The 17,531-nt window shown below is 37.8% G+C and carries 11 protein-coding genes and 2 pseudogenes; all 13 read left to right on the top strand.

Going from position 1 to position 17,531, the window contains the following annotated elements; genetic code table 11:
* Window positions 1-2 precede the first annotated feature (2 nt).
* Window positions 3-1,976, top strand: a complete 1,974-nt coding sequence (locus JCM12304_RS16830; protein ID WP_060681719.1) for a fructose-specific PTS transporter subunit EIIC — start codon at window positions 3-5, stop codon at window positions 1,974-1,976.
* Window positions 1,977-2,084: 108 nt separating this feature from the next.
* The gene (gene manA / locus JCM12304_RS16825) at window positions 2,085-3,044 is read left to right on the top strand and encodes a mannose-6-phosphate isomerase, class I (protein WP_060681718.1); all 960 of its coding nucleotides are present in this window, start codon (window positions 2,085-2,087) and stop codon (window positions 3,042-3,044) included.
* Window positions 3,045-3,363: 319 nt separating this feature from the next.
* Window positions 3,364-4,599 carry an ROK family protein gene (locus JCM12304_RS16820; RefSeq protein ID WP_060681717.1) on the top strand — a complete coding sequence of 412 codons (1,236 nt, stop codon included), beginning with the start codon at window positions 3,364-3,366 and terminating at the stop codon, window positions 4,597-4,599.
* A gap of 87 nt (window positions 4,600-4,686) precedes the next feature.
* Window positions 4,687-6,021: an extracellular solute-binding protein gene (locus tag JCM12304_RS16815; protein ID WP_256200859.1), complete on the top strand. Its 1,335-nt coding sequence runs from the start codon at window positions 4,687-4,689 to the stop codon at window positions 6,019-6,021.
* A 137-nt stretch (window positions 6,022-6,158) separates the two neighbouring features.
* Window positions 6,159-7,013: a carbohydrate ABC transporter permease gene (locus JCM12304_RS16810; RefSeq protein ID WP_060681728.1), complete on the top strand. Its 855-nt coding sequence runs from the start codon at window positions 6,159-6,161 to the stop codon at window positions 7,011-7,013.
* Window positions 7,014-7,030: 17 nt separating this feature from the next.
* Window positions 7,031-7,858: a carbohydrate ABC transporter permease gene (locus JCM12304_RS16805; RefSeq protein WP_172675314.1), complete on the top strand. Its 828-nt coding sequence runs from the start codon at window positions 7,031-7,033 to the stop codon at window positions 7,856-7,858.
* A 44-nt stretch (window positions 7,859-7,902) separates the two neighbouring features.
* The gene (locus tag JCM12304_RS16800; RefSeq protein ID WP_060681716.1) at window positions 7,903-10,629 is read left to right on the top strand and encodes an alpha-mannosidase; all 2,727 of its coding nucleotides are present in this window, start codon (window positions 7,903-7,905) and stop codon (window positions 10,627-10,629) included.
* Window positions 10,630-10,769: 140 nt separating this feature from the next.
* Window positions 10,770-12,077, top strand: a complete 1,308-nt coding sequence (locus JCM12304_RS16795; protein ID WP_060681715.1) for a glycoside hydrolase family 125 protein — start codon at window positions 10,770-10,772, stop codon at window positions 12,075-12,077.
* Between the two features lie 18 nt (window positions 12,078-12,095).
* A pseudogene (gene gmuD, locus JCM12304_RS16790) lies at window positions 12,096-13,470 on the top strand (6-phospho-beta-glucosidase GmuD).
* 21 nt (window positions 13,471-13,491) lie between these two features.
* On the top strand, window positions 13,492-14,394 hold the full coding sequence (locus JCM12304_RS16785; RefSeq protein WP_060681714.1) for an ROK family protein: 903 nt from the start codon (window positions 13,492-13,494) through the stop codon (window positions 14,392-14,394).
* Between the two features lie 129 nt (window positions 14,395-14,523).
* Window positions 14,524-15,342, top strand: a complete 819-nt coding sequence (locus JCM12304_RS16780) for an ROK family protein (RefSeq protein WP_256200858.1) — start codon at window positions 14,524-14,526, stop codon at window positions 15,340-15,342.
* A gap of 519 nt (window positions 15,343-15,861) precedes the next feature.
* Window positions 15,862-17,127, top strand: coding sequence for an endo-beta-N-acetylglucosaminidase (locus tag JCM12304_RS16775; protein WP_218185796.1), 1,266 nt, complete (start codon window positions 15,862-15,864; stop codon window positions 17,125-17,127).
* Window positions 17,128-17,261: 134 nt separating this feature from the next.
* A pseudogene (locus JCM12304_RS16770) lies at window positions 17,262-17,531 on the top strand (hypothetical protein); the annotation flags it as partial.

Here is a 17,531-nt window from a genome sequence, read left to right as displayed (position 1 = left end):
TCATGGCGAAAATAATAGCGGTTACAGCCTGCCCTGTTGGGATTGCACATACGTATATGGCTGCAGAGAATCTCCAAAAAGCAGGGGAAGAGCTAGGTGTGGATATAAAAGTAGAAACACAGGGCTCCATCGGTGTGGAGAACGCATTAACAGATAAAGATATTGAAGAAGCAGATGGTGTCATCATTGCCAGCGATAAAGAAGTAACCAAGGAACGGTTTGCAGGAAAGAAGCTTCTAGTCGTAGGTGTACAAGATGGGATACGTCGACCGAAGGAATTAATTGAAAAGGTTCAGACAGAGGATGTAGCTGTTTATACTGCTGGTATGAAAACAGTGGAGGAAGTGAAGAGAAAGAAGAAGGAAAAGGAAAACCCGATTTATCGGCATTTAATGAATGGCGTTTCCTATATGATTCCATTTATTGTTGTAGGTGGATTGCTTATTGCGATTGCTTTGACATTTGGCGGGGAGCAAACACCTGGTGGCATCGTCATTCCAGAGGGCTCTTTCTGGAAGACTATTGAGAGTATTGGTGCCGCATCATTTAGCTTCATGGTACCCATCTTGGCTGGGTTTATTGCAGTAAGTATTGCCGACAGACCAGGACTTGCACCAGGACTTATTGGTGGTTTCATTGCTGCTAATGGAAGCTTTTACGGCAGTGATGCTGGCGCTGGTTTCATTGGTGGAATCATCGCCGGTTTCTTGGCAGGTTATGTTGTTTTGGCGATCAAAAAGGTGAAGGTACCTCAAGCTATTCAACCAGTTATGCCAATCATTATTATTCCGATTATTGCAACCCTCGTTGTAGGAATTTTATTCAGTTTTGTTATCGGTGCACCAGTAGCAGCCGTGTTTGAATCGCTGACAAGCTGGCTGCAGGGTATGCAGGGTACTAGTTCTATTGTACTTGCATTAATCCTTGGTGGGATGATCGCTGTTGATATGGGCGGTCCATTTAATAAAGTGGCATTCTTATTCGGTTCTGCGATGATTGCGGAAGGTAACTATGAGATCATGGGACCAATTGCTGTAGCTATTTGTATTCCGCCAATCGGAATGGGGCTTGCTACATTTATAAATAAGAAAAAGTACCAGCAAGCCGAGCGTGAAACAGGGAAAGCATCCTTTACAATGGGGCTTTTCGGAATCACAGAAGGTGCCATTCCATTTGCGGCACAAGACCCATTGCGAGTTATTCCAAGTATTGTTGTTGGTTCCATGACAGGTTCTGTTATTGCTATGCTTGGTAATGTTGGAGACCGTGTCGCTCATGGTGGGCCAATTGTAGCGTTGCTTGGTGCCGTGGACAATGTAGTAATGTTCTTTATCGCTGCAGCGGTAGGTGTATTGGTAACAGCTTTCATGGTAAACTTCTTGAAAAAAGATGTAGTTAGTGACGAACCAGCTATGGCTACTGCGGGTGCTTCTGACGTGAAATCAGATGAAGTGGAAGAAGAGATAGCAGATACAACAACGGAAATAAATACGAAACCTGAAAACAAATCAATTGAAATTAGTAAGTTGACAGATATAACGACAATGGATTTAATTGATATAGATTTAACAGGTAAGACACAGCCAGCTGTAATTGATGAATTAATCGCTACATTAGATGCTTCTCATGTACTTAAATCGACAACTGAATTTAAGAAAACAATTTTGGCGCGCGAGGAAGAAGGAACAACCGGGCTTGGTATGAACATTGCCATTCCGCATGGTAAGTCTGAGGTGGTTCAAAAGCCAGCTGTTGCTTTTGGTATCCAACGAGATGGTGTAGACTGGAAGAGTATGGATGGGACGCCAGCAAAATTGATTTTCATGATTGCAGTACCTGCAGAACGAGCAGGAGATGATCATTTGAAAATCCTACAAATGCTCTCCCGCCGTCTGATGGATGAACAATTTAGAGAACAATTACTAAATACAACGACAAAAGAAGAAGCGTACAAGCTACTAGACACAATTTCATAAGGGACAAGAGGATGATTCACTTGTTCCTGCTAAAGGGCGGAAGTGATTCCGCCCTTCCTGCTATTTATAGATGTTAATTATGATAAAGAGAAGGAATGGAGGATTATCATGTATCATGAACCGATCTTTTTAGAGCCTGTATTTCAGGAAAGAATATGGGGAGGCGAGAAGCTGAAAGAGAAATATGGCTACCCAATTCCCTCAAAACAAACGGGGGAGGCGTGGGTGATTTCTGCCCATCCAAATGGTCCGAGCCAAATTAAGAATGGTCCTTTAAAAGGAAAAACATTAGCTGAGGCTTGGGAAGACTATGGAAAATTATTCAATAAGGATACAGACAACAAGGAAGAATATCCGCTGCTTGTTAAACTTCTGGATGCGAATGCCAACTTATCTGTACAGGTACACCCGGATGACACCTATGCTAGAGAAGTAGAAGGCGTACTATACGGAAAAACAGAGTGCTGGTATGTGGTAAGTGCAGAGTCGGAGGCAGAGTTAATTATCGGCCATCACGCCACCTCAAGAGATGAACTCCAACAAATGATGCAGAGCGGAGAATGGGACGCTTTGCTTAAGCGCGTTCCTGTCCAAGCAGGCGATTTCGTACATGTACCGAGTGGCACCATTCACGCGATTGGTAGTGGTATTGTCATCCTTGAAACACAGCAAAGCTCTGATATTACGTATCGTGTGTATGATTACGATCGAACCGATGCTGCAGGAAACAAACGGGACTTGCATTTGGAGAAAGCAGCCCAGGTAACTACTGTCCCGGATAATCGAGCGGCACTGATAGAACATGCAGAAGACAAGCAAGGGGATCTTTCTATCAAGCGCTTAGTAGAAGATCCCTATTTCACAGTAGAACACTGGAAGCTAAATGGCGCTACAGAAAATAAGTTGGAAGTCGATTTTTTACAGGTCAGCGTTCTGGAAGGAAAAGGTGACATTATTGTAGAAGGGAAAACATTTAACTTGGAAAAAGGAATGCATTTTATTCTTCCGCATACTGTGAAAGACTATCGTTTTGATGGTGAATTGGAGCTTGTGGTTTCTTGGGTTTGATAGATAAATTGATTATATAAGTACTGGCTGCAATTCAGCCAGTACTTATTTTTTTTGCGAATTTAGTAGTATGAATATGGTTATCTTTTCTATTAGTTAAGTTTCTTCTATTCTCTTGCTAATTGTTTGTTAATTTTAAAAATAATATTTACATCGGTAATTTCTGGTGTTATAATTTACCCAACTTATTAAAATGAATTTAATAAGTGAGGAGAAATACCGTTTAATAAGTGTGAATATATTTTTTAATTACTTATGAAAACGCTTTTAGTTGTAATCTTATTTTAAACATTTAAAGAAGTGGAGAGGGCTACTACAAATGAAAAGTTTGGAGCACTGGAATACAGAACAAGTAAAGCAACATAATCGCTCTTTGGTTCTTAAAATGATATATAAAAATGGACCTATTTCAAAGGCTGATATTTCTAAAAATACAAATTTAACCTTTGCCACAATTGGTAATATAACAGCTGAGTTATTAAAAATAAAAGCTCTAAAAGTAGCTGGTTATGGAGAATCCAATGGAGGTAGAAAGCCAGTACTATATGAATTTAATTGGGAGAACTATTACGTAATTGCTTTAGACATTGGTGTTACAAAAGTTTCAGCGGGTTTAGTTAACTTTAAAGGTGTGATTTATGAAAGATACAGTATTTCGATGACTGATTTTAACTATCAGACAACATTTATTGAAAAGGTTTACAAAGTGATTGACCAATTATTAAGTGAAACTAAAATAGAGATTTCAAAAATTGCCGGTATTGGTGTTTCTGCACCAGGGCCTATTGATGAAGATGGCAGTCAAATATTATCACCACCAAACTTACAAGGTGTAGAAAATGTGAATTTAAAAGACCAGTTACAGCAACGTTACAATCTCATCACCATTTTAGAGAAGGACGCTAACGCAGCTGCCCTTGCTGAACAATGGTTTGGGGAAGTCAACAAAAACGAAAACATTCTTTATATTTTTGCAGATCAAGGGATCGGGGGAGGAATGATTGTGGATTCCCGTACCTATCGAGGGTTTAAAAATGGAGCAGGTGAGATTGGGCATATATCGATCGATCCAGATGGACCAAGATGTAATTGTGGCAATTTTGGATGTTTAGAAGCGGTGGCATCCGGTTTGTCCATCATTACTCGGATTAAAAAAGAAATCCGTAGAGGTGGTAGAAGCTCATTAACTGATCTTTATTTAAATGATGAAGACGCCTTAACTTTAGAAACGATCATGGAGCACGGTGAAAATGGTGATGATTTAGTACTAAAGGTATTAGAAGAAACCGGTCGTTACTTAGGTATAGGCGTGACAAATGCAATTAATTTCTTTGCTCCAAAGATGGTGATCTTTGGTGGCCAGTTAGTTGAACTTTATCCTGAGATTGTTCAAATAAGTGAAAATATTGCTAAGTCCCGAGCTTTCTCTACTTCTGCAAAGGATATTAAGTTTGTTAAATCAAGCTTCGGTGAATGTTCAGGTTTGATGGGAGCAGCTTCTATTATTCAGCAACTTTTATTTGATTCACCAGGAAATACACTTATTAAGCTTTAAACTTTAAACAACAGTAAGGAGGTGGTGGGTTTTTATAAAAAACTACCAGGGATGTATAACATTACAATCAAAAAAGGGGAGTAAAAAATGAAAAAAATTAGTAAAAACTTTCTAATCTTGTTAATTGTATTAATACCTATGGTTGCTCTTGTTGCTTGTGGAGGAGATGAAGAAAATGAGGCTGATTCAAAAAACACCATAGAACTTGTGTATAAATCACCTGATGATTCTTTTAAAGCTTGGATGGAAGATGCAAAAAAAGATTTTGAAGAGAAGCACGAAGGGGTCAACGTGAAAATTACTCCAATCGATAGTAATGAAGGGGACTATCCGAATAAAACAATCTTGATGATGAAATCGGAAGATACAGCGCCGGATATCGTTATGGAGGATTCAGAAGGTCTGAAAGCAGATGCTGCTGCAGGTTATTTGGAACCGATTACAGAGGAAGTTAAAAATTGGGACGACTGGAAGCACTTTTATGACCCTGTTAAAAGTGGCGTAAAAGGGGAAGATGGCGATACATATGGTGTGCCGATTTCTACGGATGTCCGTGGTCTCTGGTATAATAAGACGGTTTTTGAGGAAGCTGGATTAGGTGTACCTTGGAATCCGAAAAGCTGGGATGAAGTATTGGATGCAGCAAAAACAATTAAAGATGATGTAGAAGTACCAATCTGGATGAACTCAGGAAAAGCAATGGGTGAAGGTACTACGATGCAAACTTTTTTAATGCTTCTATATGGAACAGACAGTAATTTATACAACGAAGACACCGGTAAATGGATCGTAGAAAGTGAAGGGTTTTTAGATTCTCTTAAATTTATCGATGCTGTGTATTCAAATGATTTAGGTCCAAGCTTAAGCTGGGGAATTACTGGTCAAGCAGGAGCTAAAGTTTCAACAGATCTAATGCCAAAAGGAGAAGTTGGTATAGCACTGGACGGAAATTGGATGTCTGGAAACTGGTTGGAAAGTGGTAATAGTCCATGGCCAGAGTGGGAAGAACATATCGATATTGCCCCAATGCCAACCCAAGACGGACAGGGTGATGGAAAAGTTACCGTGTCAGGTGGGTGGACCTTAGCAATTCCTGCAAAGGCAGATAATAAAGAACTTGCATGGGAATTTATTAAAACTGCTACAAGTAAAGAAAACTTAAGATATGGTACTGCATTGACACCGAGAAAAGATATTGCTGAGTTGGAAGACTATCAACAACTTACCTATCAACAAAAGATTACAGACTACCTGGACTTTACTAATTACAGACCAACCTATGATTCGTATCCATTAGTTTCTTCAAGCATTCAAAAGGCGGTTGAAGCTGTTACGACAGATACCTTATCACCGAAAGAAGCAATGAAGCAATTTAAAGAGGATGTTACGAGAGATGTAGGTGAGGAGAAGGTAGAAGAATAATTATATGGCATAACTATTAATCTATAAAGAAAATAAGAGAAATATATACTTACATAGGGACAATCATGCCGAGTTGCATGATTTCCCTATTAAAGAGGTGTTAGATTTTGAGTAAAAAGAAATCCCTTAACGGTAATATGTACCTTAAAACATTTCTATTTGGTTTACCATCCATCATACTAATTATGTTATTTGTGTTGGGGCCAATTATAATGACGTTCTATTATTCTTTTACAAATATGGCGTTAACGGGAGCTGCTGCCGCTGATACTCAATTTGTCGGCTTTGACAATTTTGTTCGCATGTTTCAGGACCCGAGCTTTAAAACAAGCGTCCTAAATACAATTATCTTTCTAATCGCTTCAGCGGTTATTGGTCAGCAAATTGTTGGATTTTTAGTAGCTTATCTTATGAAGCAAAAAGCACGACCTTTTAGAAGAGTTATTGGAATTCTTGTTTTGGCTGGTTGGATCACACCTGAAATTGTTGTTGCGTTTGTCTGGTTTGCTTACTTAAGCGACCAAGGTACATTGAATATTATGCTTGGTTTTTTAGGGATTAAACCCGTCGCCTGGTTACTTAATTTTCCGCTTATCAGTGTTATATTTGTGAACATTTGGCATGGTGCTGCTTTCTCCATGCTCATGTATCAAGCTGCACTTGATGATATTCCACAAGAAGTAGAAGAAGCTTCCAGAATTGATGGTGCGAATGCATGGCAAAGGCTTTGGAGGATCACTTTACCAATTATAAAAGGTTCTGCTGTGACAAACATGGTTCTAGTTACATTACAGACATTAGGTGTATTCACTTTAATTTACGCTTTAACTGGTGGAGGACCTGGAGAAAAGACAACTACGCTACCAATATTTATGTATGATCAAGCATTTGTTAATTATCAACTAGGTTATGGAACAGCCATTTCACTAGTATTATTGCTAATCGGAATCACCTTAAGCTTAATTTATATTCGCTTTTTGAAAACTGAGTAGTAAATGAGGGATGATATATGATCACTAAAAAATTTATTCAAAAAGCTTTGCCCTATCTTGTGTTATCCATAATTGGCATTATGTTTTTTATTCCATTATTATGGGTAATTTTTGCTTCCTTTGATACACACGCAACATTATCTATTAAATTGCCTGAAGAATTCACGCTTGATAATTGGAAAAAGATATTAACAGATTTTGAAATATTGCGGTCGTTTGGTATAGGAGTATTTTTATCCTTGGTGTCATCGATTGTACTTGTTTTTTGTTCCGCATTGGCCGCTTATCCATTATCACGGTACCATATAAAACATAAAAATTCTGTGATCCTTACTATATTATTTATGTCAGGTCTTCCGATGACTGCTATCATGGTACCTGTTTATCAACTATTTGTATTTTTTAATATTAATGATTCTTTGATTGCAACTATGTTGTTCATGGCTGCCTCAGGCTTGCCATATGGTATCTGGCTTATGAAAAATTTCATTGACTCTGTACCAATAACTCTAGAAGAGTCCGCTTGGATTGATGGCGCTTCTGTATTAACCGGGTTACGAAAAGTAGTAGCTCCATTAATGAAACCAGGCATTTTTACCGTATTGATTTTTACATTTACCAACAGTTGGGGTAACTTCTTTGTCCCGTTTATATTAATTCAAACAAGAGAAAAACTTCCAGCATCTGTTACTATTTTTCAGTTCTTTGGACAGCATGGAATGGTCTTTTATGGACAACTCGCTGCATTTTCTTTTGTCTATACGATACCAGTAATTATTCTATATTTCGTCGGTCAGAAATATATGTCTGCAGGGTTTAGTATGGGTGGAGCTTCAAAAGGATAAAAATGATAACTATTAAAAAGTGAAACAGTTTTGGAGGCATTGCAATGAATAAGAATAAAACCGTGCACATTATCTCACATACACATTGGGATAGAGAATGGTACTTGCCATATGAGAAACATCATGTTTTGTTAATTGAGTTGATGGACGAGCTATTACAAACGTTTGATGCAGATGAGGCTTTTAAAAGTTTCCATCTTGATGGTCATACGATAATTTTGGATGATTATTTGCAAGTTCGTCCTGAAATGCGAGAGAAGGTTCAGCATTATATTAAAGAAGGCCGGCTACAGATTGGACCATGGTATATTTTACAGGATGAGTTTCTGACAAGTAGTGAAGCAAACATCAGAAACCTCCAATATGGAATGAAAGATGCGGAAAAATGGGGGGGCTTGGCAAGAGTCGGGTATTTCCCAGACTCATTTGGGAACGTTGGGCAAGCACCACAAATTCTGCAGCAAGCGGGTATAAAAACAGCTGTATTTGGCCGAGGAGTTAAACCAACCGGCTTTAATAATACGGCGGAAGATACCGATATTTATGAATCCCCATATTCGGAAATGAAATGGGAGGCTCCGGACGGTTCAACCGTTCTTGGTGTACTGTTTGCAAATTGGTATTGTAATGGCAATGAAGTACCTGTTAATGAAGAAGAAGCAACGGTTTATTGGAATGAAAAAATAGCTGCAATGGAAAAATATGCGGCAACACCTCATTTACTCATGATGAATGGCTGTGACCATCAACCGATTCAAACAGATTTGCCAGAAGCTATTCAAACAGCGCAAAAGCTTTATCCGAATATTGTTTTTAAACATTCCAGTTTTAATACGTACATAGATCAATTAGATAACTCACTCATAGATGATTTAAAGACAGTTGCAGGAGAATTGCGTAGCCAACAGACTGATGGCTGGGGCACGCTTGTTAATACAGCGTCCTCGCGTTTGTACCTGAAACAGCGAAATCGAAAAGGTGAAATACTCCTGGAGAAGGTGGCTGAACCACTATCGACTTTTGCATATATGCTTGGGGCGGAATACAAGCATCATTTATTTGAGTACAGCTGGAAAACATTAATGCAGAATCACCCACATGACAGCATCTGTGGTTGTAGTGTGGATGAGGTGCATCGTGCGATGATCACTCGCTTTGAAGAGAGTCAGCATGTGGCAGAAATGATTGTCGATGAAAACTTAGCATTTATAAGCAACAAAGTAAACACAAGTTCATTTGAAAACATGGATGAAAATGCACTTCCTTTTATTGTATTTAATACAACTGGAAAGAATCGAACTGGTGTGGTGACAGTGACGCTTGATGTGAAACGTGAATATTTTTCATCTGGTGTAAACAAAAAAGAGTTGAAAAACTTTGCGTTAGGACAAAGAGCGATTATTGATTCTGATGGTGCTACTTTTGCCTGTGATGTAAAGGACTTAGGAATCCACTTTGGATATGATTTGCCTAAGGATAAATTTCGTCAGCCATATATGGCGCGCCGGGTTCAATTGACATTTCATGCAGAAGATATACCTGCATTAGGCTTCAAGACTTATGCTTGTGTTTTAGAAGAAGAGAATATCCAACACGATATAAATACACTTGTTACAGATACAAACGTAATGGAAAATGAATTTTTACATGTGAAAATTGAAGGTAATGGCTCACTTGTTATTTATGATAAAGTGTCTGGCAAAGCCTATAACAATTTTTGTGTATATGAAGATACCGGGGACATTGGTAATGAGTATATGTATAAGCAACCGGACAATGAAACACCTTTAACTACTGAAAATTTAACTGCAGAGATTAACCTTGTGGAAAATAATCCATATAGAGCAATATATGAAATCATTCACAAATGGGAATTGCCTGTGAGCGCAACGGAGTTACTTGAAGTGGAACAACGAGAAATGGTTGATTTTAAATATAGAAAATCAGTGAGAAGCAGTGAAAAAATACCATATACCATAAAGACCTTTGTTTCTCTAGAGAAGAATAGTAAAGATGTTGATGTCAAGACAACCTTTATCAATAATGCGAAGGATCATCGATTAAGGGTGCTTTTTCCAGCAGATATTCAAACAGATCAGCATCAGGCTGATTCCATTTTTGAAGTCGTTACCCGTAATAACGAGCCGGAAGAAGGGTGGACAAATCCTGACCATTCCCAGCATAATCAAGCATTCGTGGATTTAAGTGATGAAGAATCTGGCTTAACCATTGCAAATTATGGACTTTATGAGTATGAGGTTCTTCGAGATAAACGGCAAACCATTGCATTAACCTTGGTAAGGTCAGTTGGCGAGTTAGGTGATTGGGGATATTTCCCGACTCCTGAGGCACAGTGTTTAGGAGAACATACCGTATCTTTTAAAATTATCCCACATCAAGGGGGAGAATCTAAATTAGATGCATACCATACTTCTTATCAATACCAGGTTCCTTGGTCAACAAAACAAATTGGAGTACAACAGGGTGAATTACCTCCTGTGTATTCATTTATTCAACAAGAATCTAAGTTAAATAGGCTAGTGTTTTCCTCTTTAAAAGTATCAGAGAAGACAAATGATATTCTAGCTCGGTGGTTTAACATGACAGATGTTGAAGATGAAATAATGATTAACCTCCATGACAAGGAGAGGGAGGTTTATAAGAGTAATATTATAGAAGAAGATAATGGTACTCTCAAAAAAACAGTAACCGGAAGTTATGAAGTTAAAACAAAAAAGCATGAGATAGTAACAATTGGAATTAAAGAGTGAATAAAAACCAATTCATTTAAGAGGGCTTTTGTGAAGTGGAATTTGGATCTTCTATAACTATTTAGACGGAAGCTAAATATATACTGGAGTAGTTTCATAATAGCCCCCAGTTATTATCTTCTTTGGGAGGATGTATACAAATGTTTACTAGTATACCTGATTCAATGAAGCACTTAATTAATGAGGTATCATCTTTTTATGAAGAAGATACAAAAATTCAGTCATTATTTAAAAATTGCTTTTCCAATACGTACTTAACAACGTTAAAGCCTCAGAAAAATGGCACCACGTTTGTAATAACAGGCGACATTCCGGCTATGTGGCTAAGGGATTCTGCAGCTCAAGTACGGCCTTATTTAGTTTTAGCTGAAAAAGATATGCATATAGCAAATATGATTGAAGGTGTTATCAATAAGCAGATGTTCTATATCACCCATGATCCATATGCAAATGCATTTAATGAAACAGCAAATGGTGAAAGATATAGTGAAGACAAAACGGAGATGTCGCCATTAATTTGGGAACGAAAGTATGAAGTTGATTCCCTTTGTTATCCGCTGCACCTTTCTTATTTATTTTGGAAATCGACTGGACGCACATCACACTTTAATAAAACTTTCTTGGAAGGTGTTCAAATGATTCTTGATGTGTGGGAGATTGAGCAAAATCACGAACAAAATTCCAACTATCGTTTTGAACGAGAAGATTGCCGTCCGCAAGATACACTGACACATGATGGAAAAGGTTCACCCGTTGGTTATACGGGAATGACCTGGTCTGGGTTTAGACCAAGTGATGATGCATGTGAATATGGATATCTAATACCTTCTAACATGTTTGCAGTTGTTGTTTTAAAGCAACTTATCGAAATAAACGAAGAAATTCTACACGATAAACATATCGCTGATCGTTCTCGGCGTCTAGCTGAAAAAATTGAACATGGTATTAAGGAATTTGGAATAGTGGAACACCCGAAATATGGGCGAATTTTTGCCTATGAAACAGATGGACTAGGTAACTATAATTTAATGGACGATGCAAATGTTCCTTCTCTATTATCTATCCCATATTTGGGATATTGTACGTTTGATGATCCAGTTTATCAGAATACTAGACGATTTATTTTAAGTTCTTCTAATCCTTATTTTTATAAAGGGAAGGTTGCAGAAGGTATTGGCAGTCCACATACGCCTGAAGAGTACATATGGCATATTTCACTTGCTATCCAAGGTATAACAGCATCAACCGAGGAAGAGAAACAAGCCATTCTTAGCATATTTAAACAAACTGATGGAAACACCAACTTTATGCATGAAGGATTTCATGTTGATGATCCTGAACAATTCACAAGAGAATGGTTCTCATGGGCAAATGCCATGTTTAGTGAGTTTATTCTTCATTTAAACGGAATAAACGTAAAAGGCAGTCCTCTAGAAAGTAATAAATAGTAGAAAAGGGTGTTATACATGTATCAATTTCCAAAGGAGTTCTTATGGGGGGCCGCTGCATCTGCAACACAGACAGAAGGAGCTGCCCAGGTTGCCGGTAAAGCGAAAAATATTTGGGATTACTGGTTTGAGATCGAACCAGAACGCTTTCATAACCGAATTGGGCCTGCACTTACATCTGATTTTTATAAGCAATTTAAGGAAGATATACAGCAGATGAAAGCAGTCCATTTTAATTCTTTCCGTACCTCTATTTCCTGGTCCAGATTATTACCGGATGGAAAGAACGTGAATAAAGAAGCGGTTCATTTTTACAACGAGGTATTTGATCAACTTCTTCTAGAAGATATTAAACCAATTGTTAATTTGTTCCATTTTGATATGCCACTTATTATGCAGGAAAAAGGTGGCTGGGAGAGCCTGGAGGTTGTCGAAGCATTTGATCACTATGCAAAGACAGCCTTTGAATTATTCGGGGATAAGGTGGAAAAGTGGACGACATTCAATGAGCCTATTGTTCCTGTTGAGATGGGTTATCTCAACCACTATCATTATCCTTGTGTTGTTGATATGAAACGAGCGGTTACTGTTGCTTACAATTCAATGCTTGCAAGTGCTAAAGTAATTAAGACCTATCGTCAATTAAATCAAACTGGGGAGATTGGTATCATTTTAAATTTAACCCCATCTTATCCAAGAAGTGATTCACAAGGTGATATTGAGGCGGCTAATATGGCTGATCTCTTCTTTAATCGGAGTTTTTTGGATCCATCCGTATTAGGAGAATATCCAACAGAACTGGTTGAAGTTTTAAGAAAGCATGACTTGCTTCCAGAGGTGAACCAGGGCGATCTGGAGTTAATCAAAGAAAACACTGTAGACTATTTGGGGGTAAATTATTATCAACCAAGACGGGTGAAGGAGAAGGAAGCACCATCTAATACAGACTCCATTATGCCGGAAAGCTTCTTTGATCCGTATATATGGCCTGAACGTCGCATGAACATATAGAGGATGGGAAATTTACGAAAAAGGGCTTTTCGATATCGCAATAAACATAAAAGATAATTATGGAAACATTCCATGGTATGTTGCTGAAAATGGAATGGGTGTGGAGAATGAAGAAAGATTCAAGGATGAAAATGGGATGATCCAGGACGATTATCGGATTGAGTTTTATGAAGAACATCTAAAATGGCTGCATAAGAGTATTGAAGCAGGTTCCAATTGTTTCGGATATCATGTATGGACATTTATGGATAATTGGTCATGGTTAAACGCTTATAAAAACAGATATGGTTTATATCGGGTTGATTTGGAAACACAACAACGATATTTAAAGAAAAGCGGCCAATGGTTTGGTGATATTGCTAAACAAAATGGATTTAAGTAATTCCAAGAGGAGTGTATAAATGTGACAAACGTTCTTACCTTTGATCTAGGGGGGACATATATAAAATATGGTGTTGTTAATCATGACGGGGCCATTTTAACCAAAGATAATATAAAAACACCTGAGCAGCTTGATGAGTTGTTGGTAATTATCGGGGATTGTCAAAAGAACTATTCACAATATAAATTAGAGGGAATCGCAATTAGTGCCCCTGGTGCAGTTTCAGATCATGGTGTTATTTACGGATCCAGTGCTATCCCTTTTATACATGGACCCAATATAAAAACATTAATTGAGTCCAAGACAGGGTTAGCTGTTTCGATAGAGAACGATGCTAATTGTGCTGCATTGGCTGAAGTATGGAAGGGATCTGCTGTTGGTAAAAATGATATTGCTGTCGTTGTAATTGGAACTGGCATTGGAGGAGCGCTCATTAAAAATGGTTTCATTCATAAAGGCACACATCTCCATGGAGGAGAATTTGGATACATGATTCTCGATTCAGATAATCTCGGAAAAGGAATGTCTACATTTAGTGAAGTTGCTTCCACCTATTCGATTATCAAGCGTGTTGCTTATGAAAAAAACATAGATCCTACTTTACTAACAGGAGAAAATGTTTTCTTACAGGCTGAAAAAGGTGATGAAATTTGTCAGCAGGCGATAGAGGAGTTTTATCGTATGCTAGCAATTGGGCTATATAATATTCAATATATGTACGATCCGGAACTAATATTGATTGGTGGAGGAATTAGTTTTAGAAAAGAACTCATAAGCAAACTAAAAGAAGAATTAAGAAGCATCACAGGTAAAATAGAAGTTGCTACACTTATGCCAGCTATTGATAGATGTTACTTTAGTGCTAACGCTAACATGGTAGGTGCGGTCTATGACTTTTTACAGAAAACAAAGCAAAACAACTAAGCGATAAATCCTTTAATTTGGCTATGTAGCAACGTAAATACAATTTTAAAGAGAGACCTGTTATGTAAGGATGTCATATGATTTTAAAAACGAAAACAACTTATTTGAAGTATGAAGGAGCCAAGTTACATGGAATATGCATTAGGAGTAGACATAGGAGGAACAAAAGTAGCTATTGGCCTAGTAGATAAAACTGGATTTGTTAAAGAACAATCTATCATTCCAACAGATCTATCTATTCCCCCAGAGGATATGATTTATAGAATCAACTCTGAAATAAGAAAGATAATAAGCAAAACAGACTTGTCAAAAGGTGAACTGAAGGGGATAGGCATTGGCGCACCTGGTCCTCTTGACATTAAAAATGGTTTAATCACCTGTCCACCAAATTTACACACATGGATTAATATACCTATTCAACGACTAATTGAAAAAGAATTCCCTTATCCTGTGAGATTGGAAAATGATGCAAATGCAGCAGCGCTCGCGGAAAAATGGGTGGGGGCAGGTAAAGAGAATGAAAACTTTATTTATATGACAATAAGTACAGGTATTGGTTCAGGAATTATGGTTGATGGTAAATTACTTCATGGGTATAGAGGTAATGCTGGTGACGTAGGGCACATGGTAGTTGATACATCATTCGGTAAATGCACGTGCGGGCAATATGGTTGCTTGGAAGCAATTGCTTCAGGAACAGCAATTGCTACGGAAGGTTCTAATATTGTGGGGGAAAAACTTACTACTAAAGAGGTGTTTGACTTATTTAAAGAAGGACATCCGCAAATCGTAGCCTATATGGAGAAGGTGCTTCGGGTGCTTGGTATAGCTTGCGTCAGTCTCATTAATACATTTGACACAGAAAAAATAGTGATAGGAGGAGGCGTTTCGAAGGTAGGAGAGCTCTATTTCAACCGATTCGTGACTATGTGGAGGCACATGCACTGAATCCGGAAGGCCGTCTTACAGAGATCGTACCGTCAAAACTCGATCAAAATACAGGTGTGGTCGGTTCAGCAGCTTTGTGGTTACTATAGTGGGGATAGGTCTATACATATCTGTAATACAATTGAGCGTAGCGTTTGCTTTGTCAGAAATAGGAGTTTTCATTAATAAAGGTTGTTCCACACATATTTTATATAATGTGGACAATCTTTAATTTTAAGAAGAGATATCTAAATATTTAGTATAAATGCTTCTGTCACGAATTAAAAACTATTTAAGAAGCTTTCATTAAAAAATAGATTTATCTTATTAAGACATGAAGGAGGTGATTTCTAGTACGTTTTTCTGATATAGGTTATAGAAATGTTCCGTCCAAGAGTACAGAAGTTAAAATATAAATGAAGGGAAGTTAAAAGCTTGAGAAATAATACACATTCACTCTCCAAAAGAAAAAAAACCACCAAGGGCACAAAGGGCAAAGTAAGTATCGTGTTATTGATGATGTTATTTCCTTTTTTATCTATGAATAATGTAATTGAAGCATCTAAAGTACCAGATAGCAGACCAATTACAAATGAAGAATATGCAAATAAAGAAACTCTTCAACCTTATGGGAACACACTTCAAGTAGATGAATTGAAGCATTGGAGTCCAGATAAAGATCCGGATGCGAGGTACAATAGAGCCTCTATTCCACTTAAGGAAAGGCACATGGGGCCGTTGGTCAATCCAAATGCTTCACCAGACGCAAAAGTTATGAGCCTTGCAATGACCAACCCACGAGCTAGTACTGGAAAATCTCAAGGGGGAGAAGGCGTAAACGTATATGCTTTTACGAACTTCCAATACGTGGATAGCTATAATTATTGGGGTGGTTCGTCCCATGAAGGAATCATTGCAATACCAACTCCAGAACATATTAATTCTGCACATAAAAATGGTGTCAAAGCCACAGGGACAATCTTTTTTCCCTGGGGAGATAAGGAATTTGTAGAAGAAGCAATGACGCAATTCACGGAACAAGATGAGGATGGTAACTATATCATTGCTGATAAATTATTTGAGATAGCTGATTATTATGGTTTTGAGGGCTTCTTTATTAATCAGGAATCCTCCATTGACCCAGAGCTTGCTGCCAAATTTAAGGATGTATTGGTCTACATTCAGAATAATAAACCCGATAACTTTGTTATGCAGTGGTATGATTCGATGCTCCCTAATGGTTCCATTGACTACCAAAATGGAGTAACTGAAAATAACATTGGAATGATACAAAATAAAGATCAGAAAATTAATGACGAAGTATTTCTTAATTTCAATTGGAACAAAGATAGAATTGACAATTCTATTCAAACAATGAAGAAAGCTGGAAGAAGCCCTTACGATATCTTTGCAAGCTGGGAATATTTCCCGGAGACCAAACATACAGGAAAAGCAGAACATTTATATGGAGATAATAAAAAAGTACGGACTTCGATCGGATTGCTCTCTCCAACTGTGACTTTAACAAATTCAGATGACCCTGAAGATTTTCAAAATGTTGAAGATCCGAAGTTCTGGGTAGGACCTACGTTCAATCCCGCTGATACGAGTACAAGAGATGAAAAAGAATTTCCGGGAATTTCGAGTTTGGTAGCTGACAAAACACCTATTTTAGGTACTAATTTTGTCACACACTTTACTACTGGCAATGGTTACAAGTTTTATGAGGAAGGAAACGTAACAAAGGATGAAGAATGGCATAATCGCTCCTTAACAGATGTGATGCAACATGGCGTTGGATCGTAGAAAGTGAAGGGTCGAAATTATCTCCTGAAATAGACTATGAAGATGCTTACCGTGGGGGAACTTCTTTAAAAATTCATGGGAAACTGGAGGCCAAACATTCAAATCACATAAAATTATATAGTTCTAAGCTCGATGTGAATCAAGATTCTAAATTAAGCATTACGTATAAATCAAAGGCAAGCGACAATAAGATGGAGATTGGGTTAGACTTTAAAGGCACATACGAAGAAAAAGACTTTACTTTCTTTGAAGTGAAAAATGGGGAAGAAAACGAATGGAACACAGTGGAAATTGATCTTTCAAAATATAAGGGGAAGGTTATTAAAGCTATCTCATTAAAGTTTGATACAGAAAAAGATATAGATAACTTATCCGTAAATATTGGTAGGCTGGCAATCACGGAT

The sequence above is a fragment of the Virgibacillus halodenitrificans JCM 12304 genome (genome assembly GCF_001310895.1).
Lineage (GTDB): Bacteria > Bacillota > Bacilli > Bacillales > Amphibacillaceae > Virgibacillus_Q > Virgibacillus_Q halodenitrificans.
The sequence above is the reverse complement of the archived record's forward strand: the minus strand, read 5'-3'. Positions and strand labels throughout refer to the sequence as shown.

Bases quoted from the DNA above. Each gene is read 5' to 3' on its own strand.
- manA (WP_060681718.1), top strand. From the start codon at position 2,085: ATGTATCATGAACCGATCTTTTTAGAGCCTGTATTTCAGGAAAGAATA.
- JCM12304_RS16830 (WP_060681719.1), top strand. From the start codon at position 3: ATGGCGAAAATAATAGCGGTTACAGCCTGCCCTGTTGGGATTGCACAT.
- JCM12304_RS16780 (WP_256200858.1), top strand. From the start codon at position 14,524: ATGGAATATGCATTAGGAGTAGACATAGGAGGAACAAAAGTAGCTATT.
- JCM12304_RS16775 (WP_218185796.1), top strand. From the start codon at position 15,862: ATGAATAATGTAATTGAAGCATCTAAAGTACCAGATAGCAGACCAATT.
- JCM12304_RS16800 (WP_060681716.1), top strand. From the start codon at position 7,903: ATGAATAAGAATAAAACCGTGCACATTATCTCACATACACATTGGGAT.
- JCM12304_RS16795 (WP_060681715.1), top strand. From the start codon at position 10,770: ATGTTTACTAGTATACCTGATTCAATGAAGCACTTAATTAATGAGGTA.
- JCM12304_RS16805 (WP_172675314.1), top strand. From the start codon at position 7,031: ATGATCACTAAAAAATTTATTCAAAAAGCTTTGCCCTATCTTGTGTTA.
- JCM12304_RS16820 (WP_060681717.1), top strand. From the start codon at position 3,364: ATGAAAAGTTTGGAGCACTGGAATACAGAACAAGTAAAGCAACATAAT.
- JCM12304_RS16810 (WP_060681728.1), top strand. From the start codon at position 6,159: ATGTACCTTAAAACATTTCTATTTGGTTTACCATCCATCATACTAATT.
- JCM12304_RS16815 (WP_256200859.1), top strand. From the start codon at position 4,687: ATGAAAAAAATTAGTAAAAACTTTCTAATCTTGTTAATTGTATTAATA.